Here is a 20,701-nt window from a genome sequence, read left to right on the forward strand (position 1 = left end):
GGAGTCGGCCACCGGCGTGACCCGGCACGGCGTCCGGGGGCTGCCCGGGCCGCGCCCGGGGATGCTGGGCCGGATCGCGCGGGGGATGCAGGGCCGCGCCGGGCGCCGCGCGCGGGCGGCCTGGCCGGCCGGTCACCCCGCGTCAGTCCCGGGGGTTGCTGCGGAGCGAGCCGCGTCGCGGTGGCGGCGGCGGTGCACGGCGCGAACGATGTCCGCCCCGGTGTCGGCCAGGAAGGAGGCCGCGCCCCCGAGCCGGCCCCCGGCCGGGGTGGCCGGGCCGAGCAGGTCGGCGCCGTTGCGGGCGAACTCGGCCAGCAGCGCGTTGCGTTGGGCGCTCGCCAGCAGGGACCTGTACCAGACGTCGTCGTCGATCACGTACCGCTCGCGGCGACCGGCCTCGGCCCGCTCGCGCCGTACCAGCGCCTGGCCCTCCAGGTAGCCGATCGCCTTGGAGACCGAGGCCGGACTCACCGCGAGCCGCTGCACCAGCTCGGCCGCGCTCAGGCTGCCGCTGTCGGTGACGTAGAGGCAGCTGAGCACCCGGGCCACCATGCGCGGCAGGCCGAGTTGCACCAGCAACTCGGCGAACTGCCCCGCGAACTCCTGCACCGCGGCCTGGTCACGCCCGTCCGCCGGGTGCGCCCGGCCGTCGGCCGACCGCCCCGGCGCCATCGAACGCCGCCGGGCCCGCTGCACGGTGGCGCGCTGCGCGCTGTCCGCCCGGTAGCCGGTCGGGCCGCCGTTGCGGGCGATCTCGCGGGTGACGGTCGAGGTGGGGCGGTCCAGCTGCCGGGCGATCTCGCCGTTGCCGAGCCCCGCGGCCAGCCCGGCGGCGATCCGGCGGCGGTCCTCCTGAGTCAGCCTGGCACCCGGCACGGACACCCCTCCCTCTGCTCGCACCTGCGCAACGTCGGCTCCGAGTATCCGTTCACCGGACATCCATTGCAACAGAGGTCCGGATCCTGTTGCATTCGCCGGCAAGGTCATTGCACCAATTCACCGTCATCCACCTGGGAGGATAGGCCTGTTGACCACATCCGATGTTGCCGGATCTGCGAAGAGCGACCTAATCTCTTCACCGAACGCGAAACCAGACCGCAGCCAGGGGGAACCACCGTGAAGAACACCGTCCGCACCGCCCTCACCGTCCTGCTCACCGGCGCCGTGCTGGCCGCCGGGCCGGCGGCCCTCGCCGCGGCCCCGTCGGCTCCCGACGGCGGCCACGCCGGCGTCCAGTCCGTGCTCGACCTCGCGGTCTCCGACGCCGGCCTGCCGGGGGCGATGGCCGAGGTCCGGGACGGCGGCTCGACCTGGTTCGGGCAGGCCGGCACCGCCGACGTGAACACCGGGCGCACCTTCGTGCCGCAGGACCGGTTCCGGATCGGCAGCACCACCAAGACCTTCGTCGCCGCCGTGGTCCTGCGGCTCGAGGCCGAGCACGAGCTCAGCCTGGACGACACCGTCGAGCACTGGCTGCCCGGCCTGGTGGACGGCAACGGCTACGACGGCTCCACGGTCACCATCCGGCAACTACTGAACCACACCAGCGGCATCGCCAACTTCGCCACCGCCGACCAGGTGCAGGCCGACTTCTCCGGCCAGGCGTTCCTGCAGCACCGGTTCGACCACTTCACCCCGCGCCAGCTGGTCGAGCTCGCCCTCACCAAGAAGCCGGACTTCGCCCCGGGCACCGGCTGGGTGTACTCCGACACCAACTACGTGCTGGCCGGGATGATCGTGGAGCAAGCCACCGGCCACAGCCTGGCCCAGGAGATCGCCACGCAGATCACCGAGCCGCTGCACCTGCGGAACACCTACGAGCCGACCGGCGACGACACCCGCATCCACGGCCTGCACGGCCGCTACTACTCGACGCTGACGCCGGGCGTCCCCTCCCCCTTCTACGACGTCACCGACCTCAACCCCTCCTGGGGCTACGGCTCGGGCGACCTCATCTCCACACTGGGGGACCTCGACACCTTCTTCCGCGCCCTGCTCGAGGGACGGGTGCTGCCGCCCACCCAGCAGGCGGAGATGTTCACCATGCAGGACACCCGGGGCAACTGGATCGACCAGTCCCACTACGGCCTGGGCGTCGCCTCGCTGCGGCTCTCCTGCGGCACGGTGTGGGGCATGGGCGGCGCGCTCAACGGATCCTGGTCCTACACCTTCGGCACCCGCGACGGCCGCCACCTGCTGTCGACCGGCGTGAACGGCGACTGGGCCAAGGGCAGCTGGAAGTGGCCGATCGGCGTCTTCACCGCCGAGCTGGAGGCCGAGTTCTGCAACACCACGCCGACCGCCCCCGCCGCCATCTCCTGAGCCACCCCCGCCTCCTCGGACGACCGACGGCGGCACGACAGCAGCCAGTGGAGCACGCGGATCCGGCCGGGTGGCCACCAGCAGGTGACTCGTAGGCCAACCAGCCAGGAACACCTTCGATCGACAGGCATCACCCGGATATGAGGGATATATGAAAGGCAGTCGCCCAAGTTTTGGTGTAGAATCTGAAGCACCAGGTGACCTTGAGGGCGGCATCACGGTGGTGCCGCCGGATCACCGGACGAAACAGGGGGAACCCGACATGACCATCCAGCTGGATGCGGCGCGCGCGACGATCGACGAGCGCCTGTGGGAAGCCGAGAAGTACCGCCTCGCCCGCGCCCTGCGGCTCAAGAACCGTGCCGAGCGCGCCACCCGGCAGGTTCGCCAGACTCTCACCAACCTGACCGCGTGAGCACCGCGAGCGACAACGGGCCGTTACCTCATCGGAGGTGGCGGCCCGTTCCGTTTGTCCGCCCCGGCCGCGCGGCTGCGCCGCCTCAGGCCGGCGGCTTCTCCCAGACCGAGACGTGCCGGACGCTGTCCTGGGTGAAGGGCCGGCGGGTCCAGCCGTCCCAGCGGTCGCGCAGCCGCAGGCCGGCGAGTCGGGCCATCAGGTCCAGCTCGGCGGGCCAGACGTAGCGGAACGGGACGGACCGGGCCGCACCGCGGCCGTCCTCGGTGAGGCTGATGTAGTGACAGGTCGCGTCCTGGGTGGCGGTGTCGTACTCCGTGTAGGCCCACCCGGTCGGCCCGGCCCTGAACGGCACGATGTGCTGCCCGGCCGGGATCTTGCGCAGCTCCGGGACCATCACCTCGATCACGAAGCAGCCGCCGGGTGCCAGGTGCGCGGCGACGTTGCGGAAGCAGTCGACCTGGGCCTCCTGGCTCGCCAGGTTCATGATGGTGTTGTAGACCAGGTAGGCGAGCGAGAAGGGCCCCTCCGCCGAGGTGTCCACGGTGGTGGTGACGAAGTCGCCGATCGAGACGCCGATCCCCTCGCCCCCGGGCTTGGCCCGCAGCCGGGCCACCATCGCCCGGGACAGGTCGATGCCGTGGACCGGAACGCCGCGCCGGGCGAGCGGCAGCGCGATCCGCCCGGTCCCGATCCCCAGCTCCAGCGCCCGTCCGCCGCCCGCCAGTTCGGCAAGCACCTCCACGGTCCGTTCGATGACGTCTGCCTGGAACTCGGCGTCGGCGGACCGGTCGTAGTGTTCTGCCTGTTGTTCTCCGAAGTACCCGTCTTCATCGATCACCGACGGACGGTACCGCGGTGCCGGCGGCCGGTGCCGGGAATTTTCCGCACCGCGACGGGGGCGGGGCGGCGCGGCGCGGCACGGCGCGGGCCGGGGCGGGCTAGCCGAGGAGCTCGGCGACGAGGTCGGCGAAGTCCTCGGGGGTGAGGATGCGGATGCCGAGTTCCTCCGCCTTGGTGCGCTTGGAGCCGGCCTTCTCGCCGGCGACCAGCAGGGTGGTCTTCTTCGAGACCGAGCCGGAGGCCTTGCCGCCGGCGCGCTCGATCAGCTCGTTCATCTCGTTGCGCGACAGCGCGGCCAGGGCTCCAGTCATGCTGCCGGTGACGACCACGGCCTCGCCGGTGAGCGGGCCGGAGTCGGCGGGCTCGGCGACCGTGTCCCCGGCGGCAGTGTCCACGGCGGCGGTCGCGGCGGCCGGGGTGGTCTCCGCGGTGCCGACGTCCTGCGCGATCAGCTTGTCCAGCAGCGGGCCGAGTTCGGCGAGCTCGGCGACGATCACCCGGGCCTTCTCCGCGCCGATGCCGTCGACCAGGGCGAGCGCATCGGCGTCGGCGGCGCGGATCGCGGCCATCGAGCCGAAGTGAGCGGCGATCCGCCGGGACATGGTCCGCCCGGTGCCCCGCACGCCCAGCGCGCAGAAGACCCGGTTCAGCGGCCGGCTGCGGGCGGTCTCGATGGCGGCCAGCAGGTTGTCGGTGCTGGTCTCCCCCATCCGCTCCAGGGCGAGCAACTGCTCCCGGGTGAGGGTGAACAGGTCCGCCAGGTCGGTGACCAGGCCGGCCTCCACCAACTGCACCGCCCGGGTGCCGCCCAGGCCCTCGATGTCGAGCTGGTCGCGCCCCACCGCGTAGCGGATGCTCGCCACCGCCTGGCAGTTGCGCCCGCGCACGCAGCGCCAGCGCTGCTCGCCGGTGTCGATCGCGTCCCCGCAGCGCGGACAGACCTCGGGGAAGACGATCGGCTGCTCGACGCCGGTGCGCTCGTCCACCAGCGGCGCCTCCACCCGCGGGATCACGTCGCCGGCCCGGTAGACGAAGACCTGGTCACCGAGCATCAGTCCGCGCCGGGTGATGTCGGCCGGGTTGTGCAGGGTGGCGTAGGTGACGGTGACCCCGTCGATGACGACGGGCTCCAGGACCGCGCGCGGGGCGATGATGCCGGTACGGCCCACGTTCCACTCCACCTCCAGCAGCCGCGTCACCTTGTGCACCGCGGGCAGCTTGCGGGCCACCGCCCAGCGTGGCGCGCGGGAGCCGGAGCCGGCCTGCTGCTGGTCGGCGGCGGCATCCGCCTTGATGACGACACCGTCGATGCCGAAGGGCAGCGCGGGGCGCAGCGCGGCGATCTCCTCGACCCGCTGCTGGGCGGCCTCGACGGTGGCGCAGCGCTGCGGGTGGGCCTCGGTGGTGGCGGCGGTGTTGGCGCCGAGCTCGGCCAGGCGCGCGAGCAGCACGGTGTGGTCGAGCTCGGCCGGCAGGCCGATGGCGTCGTAGCCGAAGAAGGTCAGCTCGACCCGGTAGGGGCGGTCCTTGGCGCGCAGGGTGCCGGCGGCGCCGTTGCGCGGGTTGGCGAACGGGAGCGCGCCGTGGGCGGTGCGGGTCTCGTTGGCCCGGTCGAACTGGTCGTGGGTGAAGAGCACCTCGCCGCGCAGCTCGACGTCCAGCGGCTCTGTGAGCAGCGCGGGCAGGCCAAGGACGGCGTCGGCGGCGTGGGTGATGTCCTCGCCGGCCAGACCGTCACCGCGGGTGATCAGCTGCTGCAGGCGACCGGCGGCGTAGCGGGCGGCGACCGCGAGGCCGTCCAGCTTCGGCTCCACGCAGTAGCCCTGCGCAGGACGGCCCAGCCGGCGCTCCAGCCCGGCGGCCCACTCGGCCAACTCCTCGGCGGAGAAGACGTTGTCCAGGGAGAGCATCGGGACGCTGTGCGGCACGTCGCCGTCGGCCGCACCGCCGGCGACCTTGCCGCTCGGGGAGTCGGGCAGCACCTCGTCGGGGTGCGCACCCTCGTAGACCTCGATGGCGCGCACCAGGGCGTCGTACTCGTCGTCCCCGAGGGTGGTGGAGCCGTCCGCGTAGTAGGCGGTGGCCGCCTGGACGGCGGCCGCGACGGCAGCGCGGTAGTCGGCGGGGGACAGCAGCGTGGCGGTCTCGAACATGTGCACCATGATGGCCGCCGGCACTGACAGCCGACGGCCTGGCAGCACCCCGGCCGGGCGGCGCCGGACCGAGCCTGTCAGGGGTGGGGCCTAGGCTCGGACCGTGGAAGAGGTGGAGCTGGAAGAGGTGGAGCTGGAAGAGGCGGGGTTGGAAGAGACGACATGGGCCGGAGTCCGGGAGCGGGTGCTGGCGCTCGCGGAAGCGCCCGGCAGGGCGGCGGTGTTCGGCTCGGCGAGCCACGGGTTCCGGCTGGCGGAACCGCTGACCCCGGCGGAGCTGGCCGAGCTCGAGGCCCGGATCGGTGTCGTGCTGCCCGCGGAGTACCGGGAGTTCCTGCTGCGGGTGGGTGCCGGCGTCGCCGGACCGGCGCACGGGCTCTTCCCGGTCCGCCGGGTGCAGGGCCGCTGGCGCTGGGAGGGCGACGGCGCCGACCTCGCGGACCTGTCCCGGCTGGCCGAGCCCTTCCCGCGGCAGGGCCCGGACCGTGCGCTGGTGCGGGCCGTGCTGGCGGAGCGTCCGATGGAGGAGGAGTACGCGGAGATCGAGGACTTCGACGACGCCATCGAGGCGTGGGACGAGCGCTGGGAGGAAGTGATGTACTCCCCCGACCGCACGGTGGGCGCCGTCGTGATCAACCACCTCGGCTGCGCGGCTCGCCAGTGGCTGGTCCTCAGCGGGCCCGAGCGGGGCCGGATCTGGGCCGACGACCGGGTGGACGACCTGGACCTCGTCCCGCTGCTGGACGAGCACGGTGCGCCCCTCACCTTCGCGCGCTGGTACCTGGCGTGGCTCGAGGAGAGCGAGCGTCAGGTGCGGGAGCAGCCCGCCCGACCGGCGAGCCGTTAGCCGCCGGCTGCCGGCTGCCGGCCGCTGCCCCCGCTCCCGTCCCGCTTCCGCGGCTGCTTCCGTTCAGCGCACGCCGCAGGCCGCCAACGCCCGGCTCTGCTCGGCGGTGGGGGCGGCCGGGAAGTAGAGGTAGCAGATGCCGCCACTGCCGTCGACCGTCCCGCCCGCGGCGTCGGTCCGCCTGGTGCGCAGCCAGACGTTCTCGAACTGGCGGCGCGGGTAGACCCGGCGGACCGCCGCGTCCGAGGGTGCGGCGGGGTCGTTGGCGACGACGTCCCCGTCGGTGGTGAACCCGGTGATCACCATGAGGTGCCCGGCGGTGCCGTAGCCGGCGCCGTCCAGTTCGCCCGCCAGGAAGCTGACCGAGGTGATGACCGGGATGCCGGCGAGCACCAGCTGCTCGGCGTCGGTCAGCGAGCGCAGCCGGGTGACGAGCGACTGCAGGCCCGGGTAGGTCGCTGCGTAGGCCGCGTTGAACGGCCAGTTCCCGCAGCCCTGGTACTGGTTGTCGTAGGTGCCCCGGGCAGCCTGGCAGACCTGCGGGTCCGGGTAGTCGGGGTCGACCCAGGCCAGGTCGGCGGGCGTGGGGGTGCCGCCCCAGTAGGCGATGACCATCTGTGAGGAGGTGGGGCTGCACCAGGCCTCGCCGCCGCCGTCGTACTGGGGGTACTCGCCCCGGTGGATCTCCTGCGCGTAGCTCGGCACGGCCAGCTCGGTGCCCGCGGCCGGGCCCGGCGTGGTGGGCGGCACCTCGGTGGCGTCGGGCAGGTCCGAGACCACCACGCCGAGCCGGTGGACCACGGGGGTGAGCGCGCTGCCCGGCCGGCGGTGGAGGGTGAGCCGCAGGCGGCAGGTGGCCAGGCGCAGGCCGCTGGACGGGGTGTCGATGGCGAAGGTGTCGGTCCGGATGCTGCTGCGGCCGTCCTGCTGGTCGGCGACGCTGGTGCGGCGGATGTCCTGGTCGCCGGCGGCCCAGCGGCCCATCACGTACCAGGGCGCGCGGGTGCCGTCGGTGTAGCTGCCGGTCAGTTCGACCGCGAGCCAGGTGCCCGCCGGGGTCAGGGCGTTCCAGGAGACGACGGCCTGCGTCGCGGGGCGGTCGAGCGGGCGTTCGGGCGAGGTCCAGCTCGCCCACTCCCAGGTGGCGGTGGTGCCGGTGTGCGGGTCGAGGTAGTCGACCGTGCCGGCCGGCGCGGCGACGGCGATGCCCGGCGGGTCCTCGTCGTCCGTCGGCGCCGTCCCCTGGGCGGTGCCGCCGGCCCAGTCGGCGGTGGTGGTCCAGGCCTGGTACCCGATCGCACCGGCCGCGGCCTCGGCCGGCCGCGACGGCACGGGGTCCGCCTCGGCGGGGCGGCCCGGCCGGCCCGGCCGGTCCTGCGCGGCGGGGCTGAGCACCTCGGCGGGCGGCTCGGCGGGCGCCTCGGCGAGCTGGGGTCGGGGGGCGACCGCGGCGGCGGCCGCGGCCGCGAGCAGGGACCTGCGGGTGGGATCGGGCACATGCCTGCAACGCCGAACACCCCGGCGAGGTCACGCTGCGGCGAGGTCACGCTGCGGCGCCAGGACGGAGCCCGCCGCAGTCGATCACCCGGCCGCCCGCGGGGGGCGCGCGCGGCGTCAAAAAGGCGTTAAGAAATACGCGTCAAGAAGGCGTTAAGAAATATTTCGGGGGGCGCGTAGCAGTAAGGATCTTGCGCATCGGCGGCGGAACCGCCGGAGCGGCATCCGACTGCCTCACGGCACCCGTCTCACCACGGGGCACAAGCCGTCGGCCGCGGTCGGTCTGCTGTCGGCGAAGCGGTCGGTGCTGCCGTCGGTGAAGTGGGCGGTGCTGCCAGTCGTGTCCTCGACGGGGGTCCTCCTGGTCCGCCCAGGCGCCCGGCCCGGCGCTCACCGCCGCGGAGATCGCCGGCACCACCCCCACCCGGTGGCGGCAGCGGCGGCGCCCACTGCTCTCCCCCCGATGCCTCCCCCGCCGCCCGGCTCACCGCCGGCCCGACCCCGCCGCCCGCCGGCGCACCCCGGCACCCACCGGCGGGGGCCGACCGCGCGGCCCCGAACGTCCCGCCGCGCGCCCCGACGACGCCGTGCTGCACCCGCTCAGCTGGGAGATCCCGCTGCCAGCGACGCCCGGACTCCCCTGCCGCGCGGGCGAGGTGGCGCTTATAGCAGGAATGAGGGGAGGTGCGCAACGGCGCTGTGGGGGCCCAGGGCTGGGTTGCCTTCGCCGAACCCGGGGGTGGCCTTGGAATCGAATCCGATATGCGTATGATCTTCGCTCATCATGAGTATAGAAGCCGCTAAGAGCGCGCCCGTCAGCCCGACCGCCACTGAACCCGGCGGCGCGCGCGACGGCAGCAGATCAGCACACCACCGCCCGGCCATGGCCGCCCTCACCCTGGGCGCCCTGGGCGTCGTCTTCGGTGACATCGGGACGAGCCCGCTGTACGCGATCCAGACCGTGTTCACCGCCGACAACAACGCGGTCGGGACCACGCCGGACCAGGTGTACGGAGTCATCTCCCTGGTCTTCTGGGCGATCACCCTGATCGTCTCGGTCAAGTACGTCACCTTCATCCTGCGCGCCGACAACGGCGGCGAGGGCGGGATCATGGCGCTCACCGCCCTGGTCCAGAAGCTCAACTTCAAGTCGCTGCGCACCAAGGTGATCCTGATCGCGCTCGGGATCTTCGGGGCGTCGCTCTTCTACGGCGACGGCATGATCACCCCGGCGATCTCGGTGCTGTCGGCGGTCGAGGGTCTGAAGGTCTCGACCCCTGGTCTGAGCAGCTTCGTCATCCCGGTCACCATCGCGGTGCTGGTGGTGCTCTTCGCCATCCAGCGCTACGGCACCAACCTGGTGGGCAACCTCTTCGGGCCGATCATGACGGTCTGGTTCGTCATCCTCGGCGTGACCGGCGGGGCCGAGGTCGTGCAGCACCCGGCGATCATGAAGGCGCTGTCGCCGACCTACGGCCTGCAGTTCATCGTGCACCATGGCATGATCGGCTTCGTGGCGCTCGCCTCGGTGGTGCTGGCGGTCACCGGCGCCGAGGCGCTCTACGCGGACATGGGCCACTTCGGGCGGGCCCCCATCCACCGCGCCTGGTTCTTCCTGGTCTTCCCGACCCTGACGCTGAACTACCTCGGCCAGGGCTCGCTGATCCTGCGCTCGCCCTCGGCGATCGCGAACCCGTTCTTCCTGCTGATGCCGGGCTGGGCGCAGTTCCCGATGGTGATCCTCGCGACCATCGCCACCGTCATCGCCTCGCAGGCGGTCATCTCCGGTGCGTTCAGCGTCACCCGGCAGGCGGTGCAGCTCGGCGTGCTGCCGCACATGACGATCCGCCACACCTCGGAGCACGAGGTCGGCCAGGTCTACGCGCCGGTGATCAACTGGGGCCTGTTCGGTGCGGTCGTGACCCTGGTGGTGGGCTTCGGCTCGTCCGCCGCGCTCGCCTCCGCGTACGGCGTGGCGGTCACCGCGACCTTCGTGCTCAACACCGTGCTCTTCCTGGCGGTGGCCCGGAACCTGATGGGCAAGCCGATCTGGATGATCGTGCTGGGCGCCGTCGTCTTCCTGACCAGCGAGATCGCGTTCTTCGCGGCGAACCTGACCAAGGTCGTGCACGGCGGTTGGCTGCCGCTGCTGGTCGCCTTCACGGTCTTCACCATCCTGATCACCTGGCAGCGGGGGCGCCAGATCGTCACCCCGAACCGGACCGCGCTGGAAGGTCCGCTGCGGGAGTTCGTCGACGAGGTCGACGCGATGGCCCCGCCGGTGCACCGGGTGGACGGCACCGCGGTGTTCCTCAACGCGAACATCGAGACCACGCCGCTGGCGCTGCGCGCCAACGTGGAGCACAACCACACGCTGCACAAGAACGTCATCATCCTCTCGGTCATCACCGAGCGGGTGCCGCACATCGCCGAGGAGGACCGCTGCGTCTTCGACGACCTCGGCCACAGCGACGACGGCATCACCCACCTCACCGGGCGCTTCGGCTTCATGGACGAGCCGAACATCCCGCAGCTGCTGCGGCTCGCCTCGCAGCACCCGGACGCGGGCCAGATCCACGGGCTGGAGGTGGACGAGGTCTCCTACTTCCTCTCCCGGATGACGATCATCCGGACCACCGCACCGGGCATGCGGAGCTGGCGCAAGCGCCTCTTCCTGACGCTCGCCAACAACGCGAGCAGCCCGGTCTCGTACTTCGGGCTGCCGAGCGACCGTTGCGTGATCATGGGCGCGCAGGTCTCGGTGTGACGCTCGGCGTCACGCGGTAGGGCCGGGCGCTGCCCGGACGGCCGGGGCACCACGGGTGCCCCGGCCATCTTTCCGAGCATTTGTATAAGTGCTGTTACGATTCGCCCCATGGCTGACGCACCCGCACCCGACCCCTCGCAGGAGAGCCTCTGGCGGCCGCTGCGGCTGCTCCAGAGCGCCATGGACGACGACATCGGACGCCTCTACACCGAGCACCGGATCGAGGGGCTCAAGCCGAGCTTCATCCTGGAACTGCTGCGGCTGCACGCCCGCGGCCCGATGACCATCACCGAACTGGCCGAGTCGGTCCAGCGCACCCACTCGGCGCTCAGCCAGAAGGTCGCGGCCATGCGCAAGGCCGGCTGGGTGCAGACGGTGCCGGGCGACGACGCCCGCACCAAGAAGGTCACCCTCACCGACCAGGCCCGCAGCGTGATCGGCCGCCTGGCGGCGGAGTGGCGGGCCACCGAGGCGGCCCTCGTCGAGCTCGAGGCGGAACTCCCCTACCCGCTCTCCCGGGTGGTCCGCGACATCGAGCAGGCGCTCGGGCGCACGAGCTTCCACGACCGGATCGCCGCGAAGCTGGCGGCGGAGCCGGCGTGGTCGACCGAGCCGGCTGACCCGGCTGACCCGGCGTGAGGCTGCGGCGCGCGCTGCTCGACGTGACACCGCTGCCGGTCTGCTCGCCACCGCCACCTCCGGCCCCACCGCCCTGATCACCGGCACCCGTCCCCGTCGACGCTCGGTCAACAGCGGGTCAGCACTGCGATCTCGTGGCCGAAGGCGACCACCAGTCGGCCATCCGGTGCCATGACCAGAGCCCCGATCGGCGACGGGAACACCAAGGGTCGGCCGGCCTGCTCTCCGGTGATCAGGTCCCACACTCGCACCCTGCCGTCGTAGCTGCCGGTCACGGCATGGGGGCGACCGCCCAGCACCACCGTAGCCACCGCCGCCACCATCTTCTGGTGGCCCTCGGGCAGGGGCGGGTGAACCTGCTCACCCGTGCTCAGGTCCCACACCCGCGCCCCGCCGTCGCAGAGGTGGTCACCGCCGCGGCCACCGCCGGTGACGGCGAAAGGACGGCCTTCGACCAGCACCGTCGCCACCGCGCACACCCTGCCCCGGTGCCCGTGCAGGAACTCGCTGACCTGCTCACCCGTGGTCAGGTCCCACACCAGCAGCCTGCCGTCGTCGGTGCTGGTGACGGCGCACGAACGACCGTCGACCACGCTGGTCGCCACCGCGCCCACCGGCCTGCCGGGACCGGTGAGGAACCGACCGGTACCTTCACCTGTCGTCAGGTCCCACACCAGCACCCTGCCGTCCTCGTCTCCGGTCAGCGCAACGGGACGGCCGTCCAGGACCGCCGTCGCCACCGCGCTCACCTTGCCGGTGCCACGGGTGAGGGACTCGCGCATCTGCTGACCGGTGGCCAGGTCCCACACCCGCACCGTGCCGTGGTAGCTACCGGTGACGGCGCACGCGCGGCCGTCGACCACCACCGTGGACACCTCCCGGACCCCGCCCCAGTGCCTGACGATGGGCTCGCCGACCCGCTGCCCGGTGGCCAGGTCCCAGGCCCGAACCGACTGCTCCCAGCCGGAACTGCCGGTGACGGCGCACGCGCGGCCGTCGACCACCGCCGTCGCCACCGCGTCCACCCCTCCGCCGTGGCCGGTGCGGGGATCGCCGAGCTGCTCCTCGACCGTCAGGTCCCACACCCGGACCGTCCCGTCCTCGTCGCGCAGGAGGGCGTGCATGCGGCCGTCGATCACCGGCGCCGCCACCACCCGCACTTCCCCGTCGTGGCCTCCGGTGAGGGGACGGCCGACCGGCTCGCCGGTGGTCAGGTCCCACACCAGCACCGTCCCGTCCAAACCGCCCGTCATCGCGTGGGGCCGGTCGCCGACCACCCCCGTCGCGAGCGTCCACACCCCCTCGTCATGCCCGTTCAGCGGCGGGCCGACCTGCTGACCCGTGATCAAGTCCCGCACCCGCACCGCGTCACCGGCACTGCCGAGGACAGCACAGGGTCGGCCGTCGACCACCACCGTGGACACCATCGCAACCGCGTCATCGCGGTCGGTCTCGAGCCGGCTCACCCGCTCGCCCGTGGTCAGGTCGCACACCAGCACCGTCCCGTCCAGACCGCCGGTGGCAACATGAGGCCGGCCGTCGACCACCGCCGTCGCCACCGCACGCGCCTTGTCGTTGCGGCCGGTGAGGAACCCGGCGACCCGGCGACCCGTGGTCAGGTCCCACAGTCGCACCGTCCCGTCCATGCCGACGGTGACGGCGTGCCCGCGGTTGTCGACCACCGCCGTCACCACCGACTCCACACCGCCGTCGTGGCCGGTCAGGAGCCGGCTCACCTGCTCTCCGGTGGTCAGGTCCCACACCCGCACGGTGCCGTCGTCGCCGCCGGTGACAGCATGAGGTCGGCCGTCGAGCACCGCCGTCGCCACCGAGTACACCGCGCCGACGTGTCCGCTGAGGGCCCGTTCGAGCGGCTCTCCGGTGGTCAGGTCCCACACCCGCACCATCCCGTCGTCACCGCCTGCGACGACGCAGGAACGGCCGCCGAGGACCACCGTCGCCGCCCCCCACAGCCCTCCCTCGGTCAGGGTGAAACGGAACCGAGGGTCGACCGATGAACCGGTGGCCCATCGAACGTGCCACTCGGCGGCGGGTTCGCCTTCCACCGGTACCGCAGAGATCCGCGCCGAAAGCGCCGGATCCCCGTACCGGGCCGCATCCAGGGCCAGCAACTGCCGCCGCTCCCCCGCGCCGGCGTCACGATGCAGATGTGCCGACGCCCGGTACACCGCCGCCCCCAACCGTGCCCCGGGGCCCGAGGCCGCAGCCAACAGTCGCACCACTCGCCCCGGATCCCCGTTCACCAGGAACCCGGGATCCGCCAACCACCCGTCCGCCACGAGGGATCCCACGCATGAGCCACCGTCCTGCAGGTCACCAGACATGACCAGCACCGTAGCCGCCCACACGACCACCGCGAGTTCCAAACGGGTGGTGAGGGCGGCTCGCGGAGCGGAGGATACGACTTCGACCCCGACGAGTTCGACCCCGACGAGGAGGGCACCATGCCTGCCCAGGACGACCAGCAGCCGGCTACCGAGCCGCCCGAGTGGCCCGAGTGGCCCGAGCCGGCGGACTGTCCCGACTGTGCGTGCCACACCCAACGCACCTGTGTGGCCGGCATGTGGCACCGGGGCCGGCCCGAGCTGTCGGACGGGGGGCCGTGGCGGGACGACATGTGCCCCTGCTACGCCGCCGCCACCCCCGAGCCGCTCACCCTCACCGTGACGCTCGGCGGCGAGGTGCGCAGCGTGCCCGCGGTGCTGCACCGGCGTGACGTGGCGCGCGGACTGGCCGAGCTGAGCGGGCTCCCCTGCACGGCGCAGACCCGTGACGGGCGCCGGGGTCCGGTCACGATGTTCCTCGCCCGGCTGGCGGACGGCCTCGACTACGGCGACGAGTTCGACCACGCCCACCCCGCCGCCGACGGCACGGGCCGCCGCTGGGTCGCCCACCTCGTCTCCGACCTCGACGGCGACCGGGCCCGCATCGTCTCCTGGTGGCCCTGACCGGTGCCGCCTCCGACGCGCCCGCGGAGCTCGGCGAGGTCCGCCGCGGACGGGCGGTAAATCGATGGTTCGCCCGCCACCCGATCGGTACGGTGACCGCCTGTCGAGCGAGTGATCGAGGGATGGAGGGGTACCCGTGACCGACACGGAGCGTGCCGACACCTGGCCCAGCCAGGTGTTCGGCGAGGTGGCCGAGGTGTACGACGCGGCCCGACCGGGGTACGCGGACGCGCTGGTCACGGAGGTGCTGGCGCACGCCGACCTGGGGGTCGGCGCGGCCCTCGAGATCGGGGCGGGGACCGGCAAGGCCACCGTGCCGTTCGCCGCGCACGGGATCCGGCTCACCTGTGTCGAGCCCGATCCGCGGATGGCCGAGGTGCTGCGGCGCAACACCGCAGCGTTCCCGCAGGTGGACGTCGAGGTCGCCGACTTCGAGGCGTGGGAGTCGCGGGGCCGGCGGTTCGGGCTGCTCTACGCCGCGACCTGCTGGCACTGGATCGACCCGCAGCGCCGCTGGGACCTGGTCCACGCCGCCCTCGAACCCGGCGGCACCCTCGCCCTGTTCTGGAACCCGCACGGCGTCATCGACGCCGACCTGCACCGCGAACTCGCCGAGCTGGACCGTCGCCACGGCATCGCCAGCTCGCCGCACGGCCAGCTCGCCGCCGTGTTCGACGGCGACCCGGTCGGCGGCGCGAACGAGCCGTTCTGGCCGGAGCCCGAGTGCCGCCGGGACGGCCGGTTCACCGACCTGCGCAGCCACCGCTTCCGGCAGCGGGTCCGCTACGGCAGCGACCGCTACCTGGGCCTGCTCGCCTCGGTCTCCGCCTACCGCACGCTGCCCGCCGAGCAGCGCGACCAGGTGCTGACCGACACCGCCCGGCTGCTCGACGCCCACGGCGGCGGCATCGACATGCTGCAGGTCAGCGACCTCTTCCTGGCCCGCCGCCGCTGAACCACTCAGCCCCAGATCGCAGGGTCGGGTCAGGGGATGAGGAGCGAGAAGGCGGCGTCGCGCTCCGGCCGGTCGGCGGTGCCGGTGTAGACGGTGATGGTGTCGGGGGCGGCGTCGCAGGTGGGGGTGGGGTCGGTGGAGGCGAGCGCAGCGGTGTCGGGGTGGGTGACGGCACCGTAGGGGCTGACGACGGGGACGGTGTCGGTCAGCCGCAGCCCGGGGATCTGCTGCAGCTTGAGGCAGTAGCGGCCGGGGCCGGCCTTGGTGACGGACTCCAGACCGTGCGCACGGATCACGCTGCCGTCGGGCCTGATCACCGCGGCGACCTGGGCGTGGGCGGCCGCGGCCGGCTCGGCGTCGCTGTCCGGGGCGGCGCGGTCGACCAGGGCGACACCGCCGATCACGGCGAGCGCCGCGACGGCGGTGGCGGCCCCGGCAGCGAGGACCAGCGAGCGGGTGCCGGGGCCGGCGATCGGGGTGGGCCTGCGGGTGGTGAGGTGGGACATGGCGCTCCGGTGGGACGGGCCCGGGCCGGGGACGGGGACGGGCCGGGGAGGTGCAGTGGGCTGGCGCCATCCAAATCCGAGCCGATCTGATGATGAATCACCGTTGCCGTGTGTCGGGCGCAGCCACCCGTACGGAGTCTCGGCGGCAGCCCGGCCCACCCCCGCCCTGGGTCAGCCGGCCTCCTGGCACGCGTAGAGCACGGCCCCGGCGGTGGCGGCCGCCTCCCGGTCCGGTGTGCACAGCGACTTGACCAGCTGCACGCGCGGGTCGGTCGCCGCCAGGGCCTCGTCCCCGGGCATCAGGGCCAGCGGGGCCTTGCCGCTGAGGATCAGCTGCCGCAGCTGCTCGACGGACGGGTACGGCAGGTTGCCGGTGAACCCGCCGACCGGCTCGATCGAGGTCACCCCGCCCATCACGAAGGGCGAGGCCTCCGGCGCCTGGAAGACCAGCAGGGTGCCGCCGTGCGCCTGCAGCCGTCGCTGCATGGCCGCCCCGGACTTGACCAGCCGTGACCAGGACGGCGGCGTGACCTCCGGGAGCACCGCACCGCCGTAGCTGTCGCCGGCGCCCTCGCGCAGGGCCGCGTCGGCGGCCGGGCTCAGCCGCGCCATGGTGCCGGTGCCCGCGAAGGGGGTGTCGAACGGGCCGCCCGAGCGGCTCAGCAGCCAGCCGCTCGCCGAGAGCGGCCCGACGCCCAGCACCGCACAGGTCAGCAACGCGGCGGGCACCAGGAGCACCCGACGGCGGGTTCGCACCGGCGTGGTGAGCGGCACGGCCGAGAGCGTGGGCGCGTCCGTCGCCGCCGCCCGCCACGCCGCCGCCGCGCACCCGGCCGCAGCACCCGCGCCGATCAGCAGCACGCCCCAGGCCGGCACCGGGCCCTGGTCGCCCAGGAGCAGCGCGGTCCACGCCGTCTGGAGCAGCAGCACGGCCGGCAGGCCGTACCGGGCGGCGCGCGCCGCCCGGGTGGGCCCGCCCGTGCCCGCCCGTACGGCCAGGCGCCAGAGCGCGGTCAGGCCCAGGCCGGTCAGCGCCGCGATCGCGGGGACCAGCGTCGCCAGGTAGTAGTCGTGGACCAGGTAGGCGGCGCTGAACACGCCGCCGTAGAGCAGCAGCCAGGTCGACCAGAGCAGGGTCGCCGTCCGCAGCCGGTCGCCGGGGCCGGCCCGGCGGCGCAGGAGCAGCAGCAGGACCGCGGAGGCGAGCGCCAGTGGTAGCAGCCAGCCGCAGTCGGGGGCCAGCACGCCGAGGAGGAGACGGTCCCAGGAGGCGTGGGAGGCGACGGCGGGCGGCAGCCGGCCGTCGCCGTGGGAGGCCGCCGCCAGCCGGGCGGCGGCCGCCAGCGCCTGCGGGCTCGGCGGGGCCAGCGGCGGCAGGCCGAACGCGGTGTGGTGGCCGATCCGGGCGCCGGCATTGTAGTCGAAGACCTGCTCGAAGATCGAGTTGTGCGCACTGCCGTCCACCACCGGGCGCTCGGCCGCCGGGGTGAGGGCGAAGAAGCAGACCCAGACCAGCGACAGCCCGGTGGCGGCGAGCGCCAGCGCTCCCGCGCGCAGCCCCGCCCGCAGCCGGTGCGCCGGTGCCCCGGCGACGAGCGCCACGGCGAGGGAGGGCAGCACCAGCCAGGCCTCCGTCATCTTCGCCTGGAAGGCGAGGGCGACCCAGCCCGCCGCGACCAGCAGGCAGCGCCGACGCCGGGTCAGCACCGCGCGCTGCACGGCGTCCGCGGCGAGCACCAGGCCGAGCAGGTAGAGCGGCTCGGCCAGGTCCCCGCGGGTGGAGGCGATGGTCACCGGGCTGGCTGCCAGCACCGCGGCGGCGATCAGCGCGGCGGTCGTGCCGCCGGTGCGCCGCACGGCGCGGTACAGCGCCAGGACGGTCAGCACGCTCTCCACGAGCTGCGGCAGCACCATCGCCCGCACCGAGTACCCGAACACCCGCACGGACAGGGCCTGGAGCCAGAAGGCGCCGGGCAGCTTGTCGAGGGTGGTGGTGGCGCTCGGGTCGAAGGCGTCGTAGAGGAAGGCGTGCCAGTCGGTGGCCATGCTGCGCACGCCGGCCGCGTAGTAGGCCTCCAGTCCGTCGTTGTCGACCTGCCAGGCGTAGGCGGTCGCCGCGGCCGCCGCGATCAGGACGAGCAGCAGGCGGGGTGCGGTGACCGCGGCCCGCAGGCCGGCGAGCAGGGACCGCACGGTGACGGAACGCCGGGCGGGGCGAGGGCGCTCGTCCGAGCCCGGGCCGGGGCCCGCGGGTTGGACGAGGGACGGATCTTCAGTGGTGCTGACTTGGGTGGTGCTGACTTCGGTGGTGCTGACTTGGGTGGTGCTGCTGCTGATGACGGCTCGACACGGCGACCGCGAGACGGTGGGCGGCCCCGCTCCCCCTTTCATGAGACGCGCATCATCGCGTGCAGGAGTGACAGCGATCAAGCAGAAGTGGTGATCGTCCCATCATCGGTTCGGGCAGCTCGGACCCTCTGCGGTCGAACATCTTGACGGCCAGTCGTCCGCTCGGTTTCATCTCTCCGACACGCGGTTACCCGCCAGTCGCAACCTCTGACCCGAACAGTCCTCCATGGCTCATCTGGCCAAAGTTGTACACCTTACTTAACGCGTAGGAGGCCTTCGGTGTCCCCTGTGACCCGTCGCACCTTCCTCGGCTCGGCCGCCGCACTCGGCGCCGCCGTGGGTCTGGACGCACTGCCCGGCGGAGCGCCGCGGGCGGCTGCCGCCACCGCTCCCAGCGGGACCATCACCGACGTGAAGCACGTCGTGGTGCTGATGCAGGAGAACCGGAGCTTCGACCACTACTTCGGCACGCTCAAGGGCGTGCGCGGGTTCGGCGACCGCACCGCCATCCAGCTCCCGGACGGCAACAGCGTCTTCAACCAGCCCGACGGCAGCGGCCGGCAGTACCCCTGGCAGCTGAGCGCCACCAGCACCTGGTGGTGGGGCGTCAGCAAGGAGCAGCTGGCGCAGTGCGACGGCTCGCTCGACCACTCCTGGGGCACCCAGCACGGGGCGTGGAACAACGGCGCGATGAACGACTGGATCAGCGCCAAGGGCTCCAACCGCACCATGGGCTTCATGAACCGGTCGGACATCCCGTTCCACTACGCGCTGGCCGACGCCTACACCATCTGCGACGCGTACCACTGCTCGATCCTGTCGGCCACCGGCCCGAACCGCACCTACCTGTGGTCCGGCACGATCGACCCGGGCGCCACCGCGGGCGGCCCGGCCTACGACGGCGGCGACGAGAGCGGGCTGCACTGGCAGACCTACGCGGAGGCGCTGCAGAACGCCGGGGTGAGCTGGAAGGTCTACCAGAACGCCTCCGACAACTTCGGTGACAACGCGCTCGCCTACTTCACCCAGTTCACCGGCGCCGCGAGCGGCAGCCCGCTGGCGCAGCGCGGCATGGCCTCGGTGCCGAGCACCGGGTCGACCCCGGACGACATCGCGGCCGCGATCCGGGCCGACGCGGTCAACGGCACCCTGCCGCAGGTCTCCTGGGTGGTCGCCAACCAGCTCTTCTCCGAGCACCCGGACGGTCCGCCGGAGAACGGCGCGCACTTCGTCAACCTGGTGCTGCAGGCGCTGGCCGCCAACCAGGACACCTTCGACTCCACCGTGCTGTTCCTCAACTACGACGAGAACGACGGCTTCTTCGACCACGTGCCGCCGCCGGTGGCCCCGGCCGGCACCGCCGGGGAGTTCTACAACGGCACCAACATCGGCCTGGGCTTCCGGGTCCCGATGATCATCGCCTCGCCGTGGACCCGTGGCGGCTGGGTCGACTCCCAGGTCTACGACCACACCAGCGTGATCCGGTTCCTGGAGACCTGGACGGCGGCGCTCGGCACCCCGGCCGTCTGCCCGAACATCAGCGCCTGGCGCCGCCAGGTCTGCGGCGACCTGACCGGTGCCTTCGACTTCACCAACCCGGTCTTCGGGCTGCCCACGCTGCCCGACACCAGTGCGACGATCAGCCAGGCCACCGCCAACCTGCAGATCAACCCGAGCCCGGGCACCAATGCGATGCCCACCCAGGAGGCCGGCACCAAGCCCGCCCGCGCGCTGCCCTACCAGCCCAACGCCTGGGTCTCCAAGCTCGAGTACGACGCCAACAACCAGATCCTGCTCTGGGTGGAGATGGCCAACCAGGGCCCGCAGGCCACCGCCTGGGCGCACTACTCGATCTACGCCAACGCGCACCGCACCGGCGGCCCGTGGCAGTACACCGTCGCGCCCTACAACGCCGCGGCCGGCACCGACGGCAGCACCAGCGACTACTTCAACATCGGCGCCAACTACGGCAACGGGCAGTACGACCTGACGGTCGTCGGCCCCAACCGCTTCCTGCGCCGCTTCGCCGGGGACGCCACCGCCGCGGGCAGGACCGCCGAGGCGACCACCTCCTACGCCCCGGCCCCGGACACCGGGCAGCAGGCGCTCTGGTTCACCATGACCAACAGCGGGAGCAGCACGGTCACCTTCACCGTGACCTCGACCAACTACCGCAGCGGCAGCTGGACCTACCAGGTCGCTCCGGGTGCCACCGCCACGGACTTCTTCAACCAGGCGGCGATCTGCAACGGTTGGTACGACTTCACGGTCACCGTGGACAGCGACTCCTCCTGGAGCCGCCGGGTCACCGGGCACATCGAGACCGGCGCGACGAGCATCAGCGGCTGAGCGAGGATCAGCCGCTGACCCGCGAAGGCGTGGGGGGGGGGGGGGAAGAAGGTGCTTCCCCCCCCCCCCCCCCCCCCCCCCCCCCCCCCC

General features: G+C 73.0%; 15 protein-coding genes. 8 read left to right on the forward strand and 7 right to left on the reverse strand.

Annotated features, from left to right (window positions below; genetic code table 11):
- Positions 1-132 precede the first annotated feature (132 nt).
- Positions 133-876: a helix-turn-helix domain-containing protein gene (locus ACQRUO_RS31770; protein ID WP_428319579.1), complete on the reverse strand. Its 744-nt coding sequence runs from the start codon at positions 874-876 to the stop codon at positions 133-135.
- Positions 877-1,116: 240 nt separating this feature from the next.
- On the opposite strand from ACQRUO_RS31770, the gene ACQRUO_RS31775 reads away from it, so the two are divergent.
- Together ACQRUO_RS31775 and ACQRUO_RS31780 are read left to right on the forward strand one after the other, a co-directional pair.
- A complete protein-coding gene (locus tag ACQRUO_RS31775; protein WP_428319580.1) occupies positions 1,117-2,322 on the forward strand; it encodes a serine hydrolase domain-containing protein in 1,206 nt (401 codons plus the stop codon).
- Positions 2,323-2,584: 262 nt separating this feature from the next.
- Positions 2,585-2,737: a hypothetical protein gene (locus ACQRUO_RS31780; protein WP_428319581.1), complete on the forward strand. Its 153-nt coding sequence runs from the start codon at positions 2,585-2,587 to the stop codon at positions 2,735-2,737.
- An 85-nt stretch (positions 2,738-2,822) separates the two neighbouring features.
- Here the strand turns inward: ACQRUO_RS31780 and ACQRUO_RS31785 are convergent, their stop codons facing one another.
- Positions 2,823-3,578 carry a class I SAM-dependent DNA methyltransferase gene (locus tag ACQRUO_RS31785; RefSeq protein ID WP_428319582.1) on the reverse strand — a complete coding sequence of 252 codons (756 nt, stop codon included), beginning with the start codon at positions 3,576-3,578 and terminating at the stop codon, positions 2,823-2,825.
- Between the two features lie 100 nt (positions 3,579-3,678).
- Entirely contained in the window at positions 3,679-5,742 is a 2,064-nt protein-coding gene (ligA, locus tag ACQRUO_RS31790) for an NAD-dependent DNA ligase LigA (RefSeq protein WP_428319583.1), read from the reverse strand.
- A gap of 94 nt (positions 5,743-5,836) precedes the next feature.
- Here ligA and ACQRUO_RS31795 point away from each other — a divergent pair, with 94 nt between their 5' ends.
- Positions 5,837-6,580, forward strand: coding sequence for an SMI1/KNR4 family protein (locus ACQRUO_RS31795; protein WP_428319584.1), 744 nt, complete (start codon positions 5,837-5,839; stop codon positions 6,578-6,580).
- Between the two features lie 63 nt (positions 6,581-6,643).
- On the opposite strand, the gene ACQRUO_RS31800 is transcribed toward ACQRUO_RS31795, so the two are convergent.
- Positions 6,644-8,077 carry a peptidase C39 family protein gene (locus ACQRUO_RS31800; RefSeq protein ID WP_428319585.1) on the reverse strand — a complete coding sequence of 478 codons (1,434 nt, stop codon included), beginning with the start codon at positions 8,075-8,077 and terminating at the stop codon, positions 6,644-6,646.
- Positions 8,078-8,960: 883 nt separating this feature from the next.
- On the opposite strand from ACQRUO_RS31800, the gene ACQRUO_RS31805 reads away from it, so the two are divergent.
- Both ACQRUO_RS31805 and ACQRUO_RS31810 read left to right on the forward strand, forming a co-directional pair.
- Positions 8,961-10,844 (forward strand): potassium transporter Kup, encoded by a 1,884-nt coding sequence (locus ACQRUO_RS31805; protein ID WP_428319586.1) that lies wholly within the window; start codon positions 8,961-8,963, stop codon positions 10,842-10,844.
- A 108-nt stretch (positions 10,845-10,952) separates the two neighbouring features.
- Positions 10,953-11,483: a MarR family winged helix-turn-helix transcriptional regulator gene (locus tag ACQRUO_RS31810; protein WP_428319587.1), complete on the forward strand. Its 531-nt coding sequence runs from the start codon at positions 10,953-10,955 to the stop codon at positions 11,481-11,483.
- 107 nt (positions 11,484-11,590) lie between these two features.
- On the opposite strand, the gene ACQRUO_RS31815 is transcribed toward ACQRUO_RS31810, so the two are convergent.
- Positions 11,591-13,390, reverse strand: a complete 1,800-nt coding sequence (locus tag ACQRUO_RS31815; RefSeq protein ID WP_428319588.1) for a WD40 repeat domain-containing protein — start codon at positions 13,388-13,390, stop codon at positions 11,591-11,593.
- 558 nt (positions 13,391-13,948) lie between these two features.
- Here ACQRUO_RS31815 and ACQRUO_RS31820 point away from each other — a divergent pair.
- Positions 13,949-14,452, forward strand: a complete 504-nt coding sequence (locus tag ACQRUO_RS31820) for a hypothetical protein (protein ID WP_428319589.1) — start codon at positions 13,949-13,951, stop codon at positions 14,450-14,452.
- 136 nt (positions 14,453-14,588) lie between these two features.
- On the forward strand, positions 14,589-15,407 hold the full coding sequence (locus ACQRUO_RS31825; RefSeq protein ID WP_428319590.1) for a class I SAM-dependent methyltransferase: 819 nt from the start codon (positions 14,589-14,591) through the stop codon (positions 15,405-15,407).
- Between the two features lie 29 nt (positions 15,408-15,436).
- Here the strand turns inward: ACQRUO_RS31825 and ACQRUO_RS31830 are convergent, their stop codons facing one another.
- Together ACQRUO_RS31830 and ACQRUO_RS31835 are read right to left on the reverse strand one after the other, a co-directional pair.
- A complete protein-coding gene (locus ACQRUO_RS31830) occupies positions 15,437-15,913 on the reverse strand; it encodes a hypothetical protein (RefSeq protein ID WP_428319591.1) in 477 nt (158 codons plus the stop codon).
- Between the two features lie 171 nt (positions 15,914-16,084).
- Complete coding sequence (locus ACQRUO_RS31835; protein WP_428319592.1) at positions 16,085-18,106, reverse strand: ArnT family glycosyltransferase; 2,022 nt, start codon at positions 18,104-18,106, stop codon at positions 16,085-16,087.
- A 435-nt stretch (positions 18,107-18,541) separates the two neighbouring features.
- On the opposite strand from ACQRUO_RS31835, the gene ACQRUO_RS31840 reads away from it, so the two are divergent.
- Positions 18,542-20,611: a phosphocholine-specific phospholipase C gene (locus tag ACQRUO_RS31840; protein WP_428319593.1), complete on the forward strand. Its 2,070-nt coding sequence runs from the start codon at positions 18,542-18,544 to the stop codon at positions 20,609-20,611.
- Positions 20,612-20,701 lie beyond the last annotated feature (90 nt).

The sequence above is a fragment of the Kitasatospora sp. LaBMicrA B282 genome (assembly GCF_050325825.1).
Lineage (GTDB): Bacteria > Actinomycetota > Actinomycetes > Streptomycetales > Streptomycetaceae > Kitasatospora.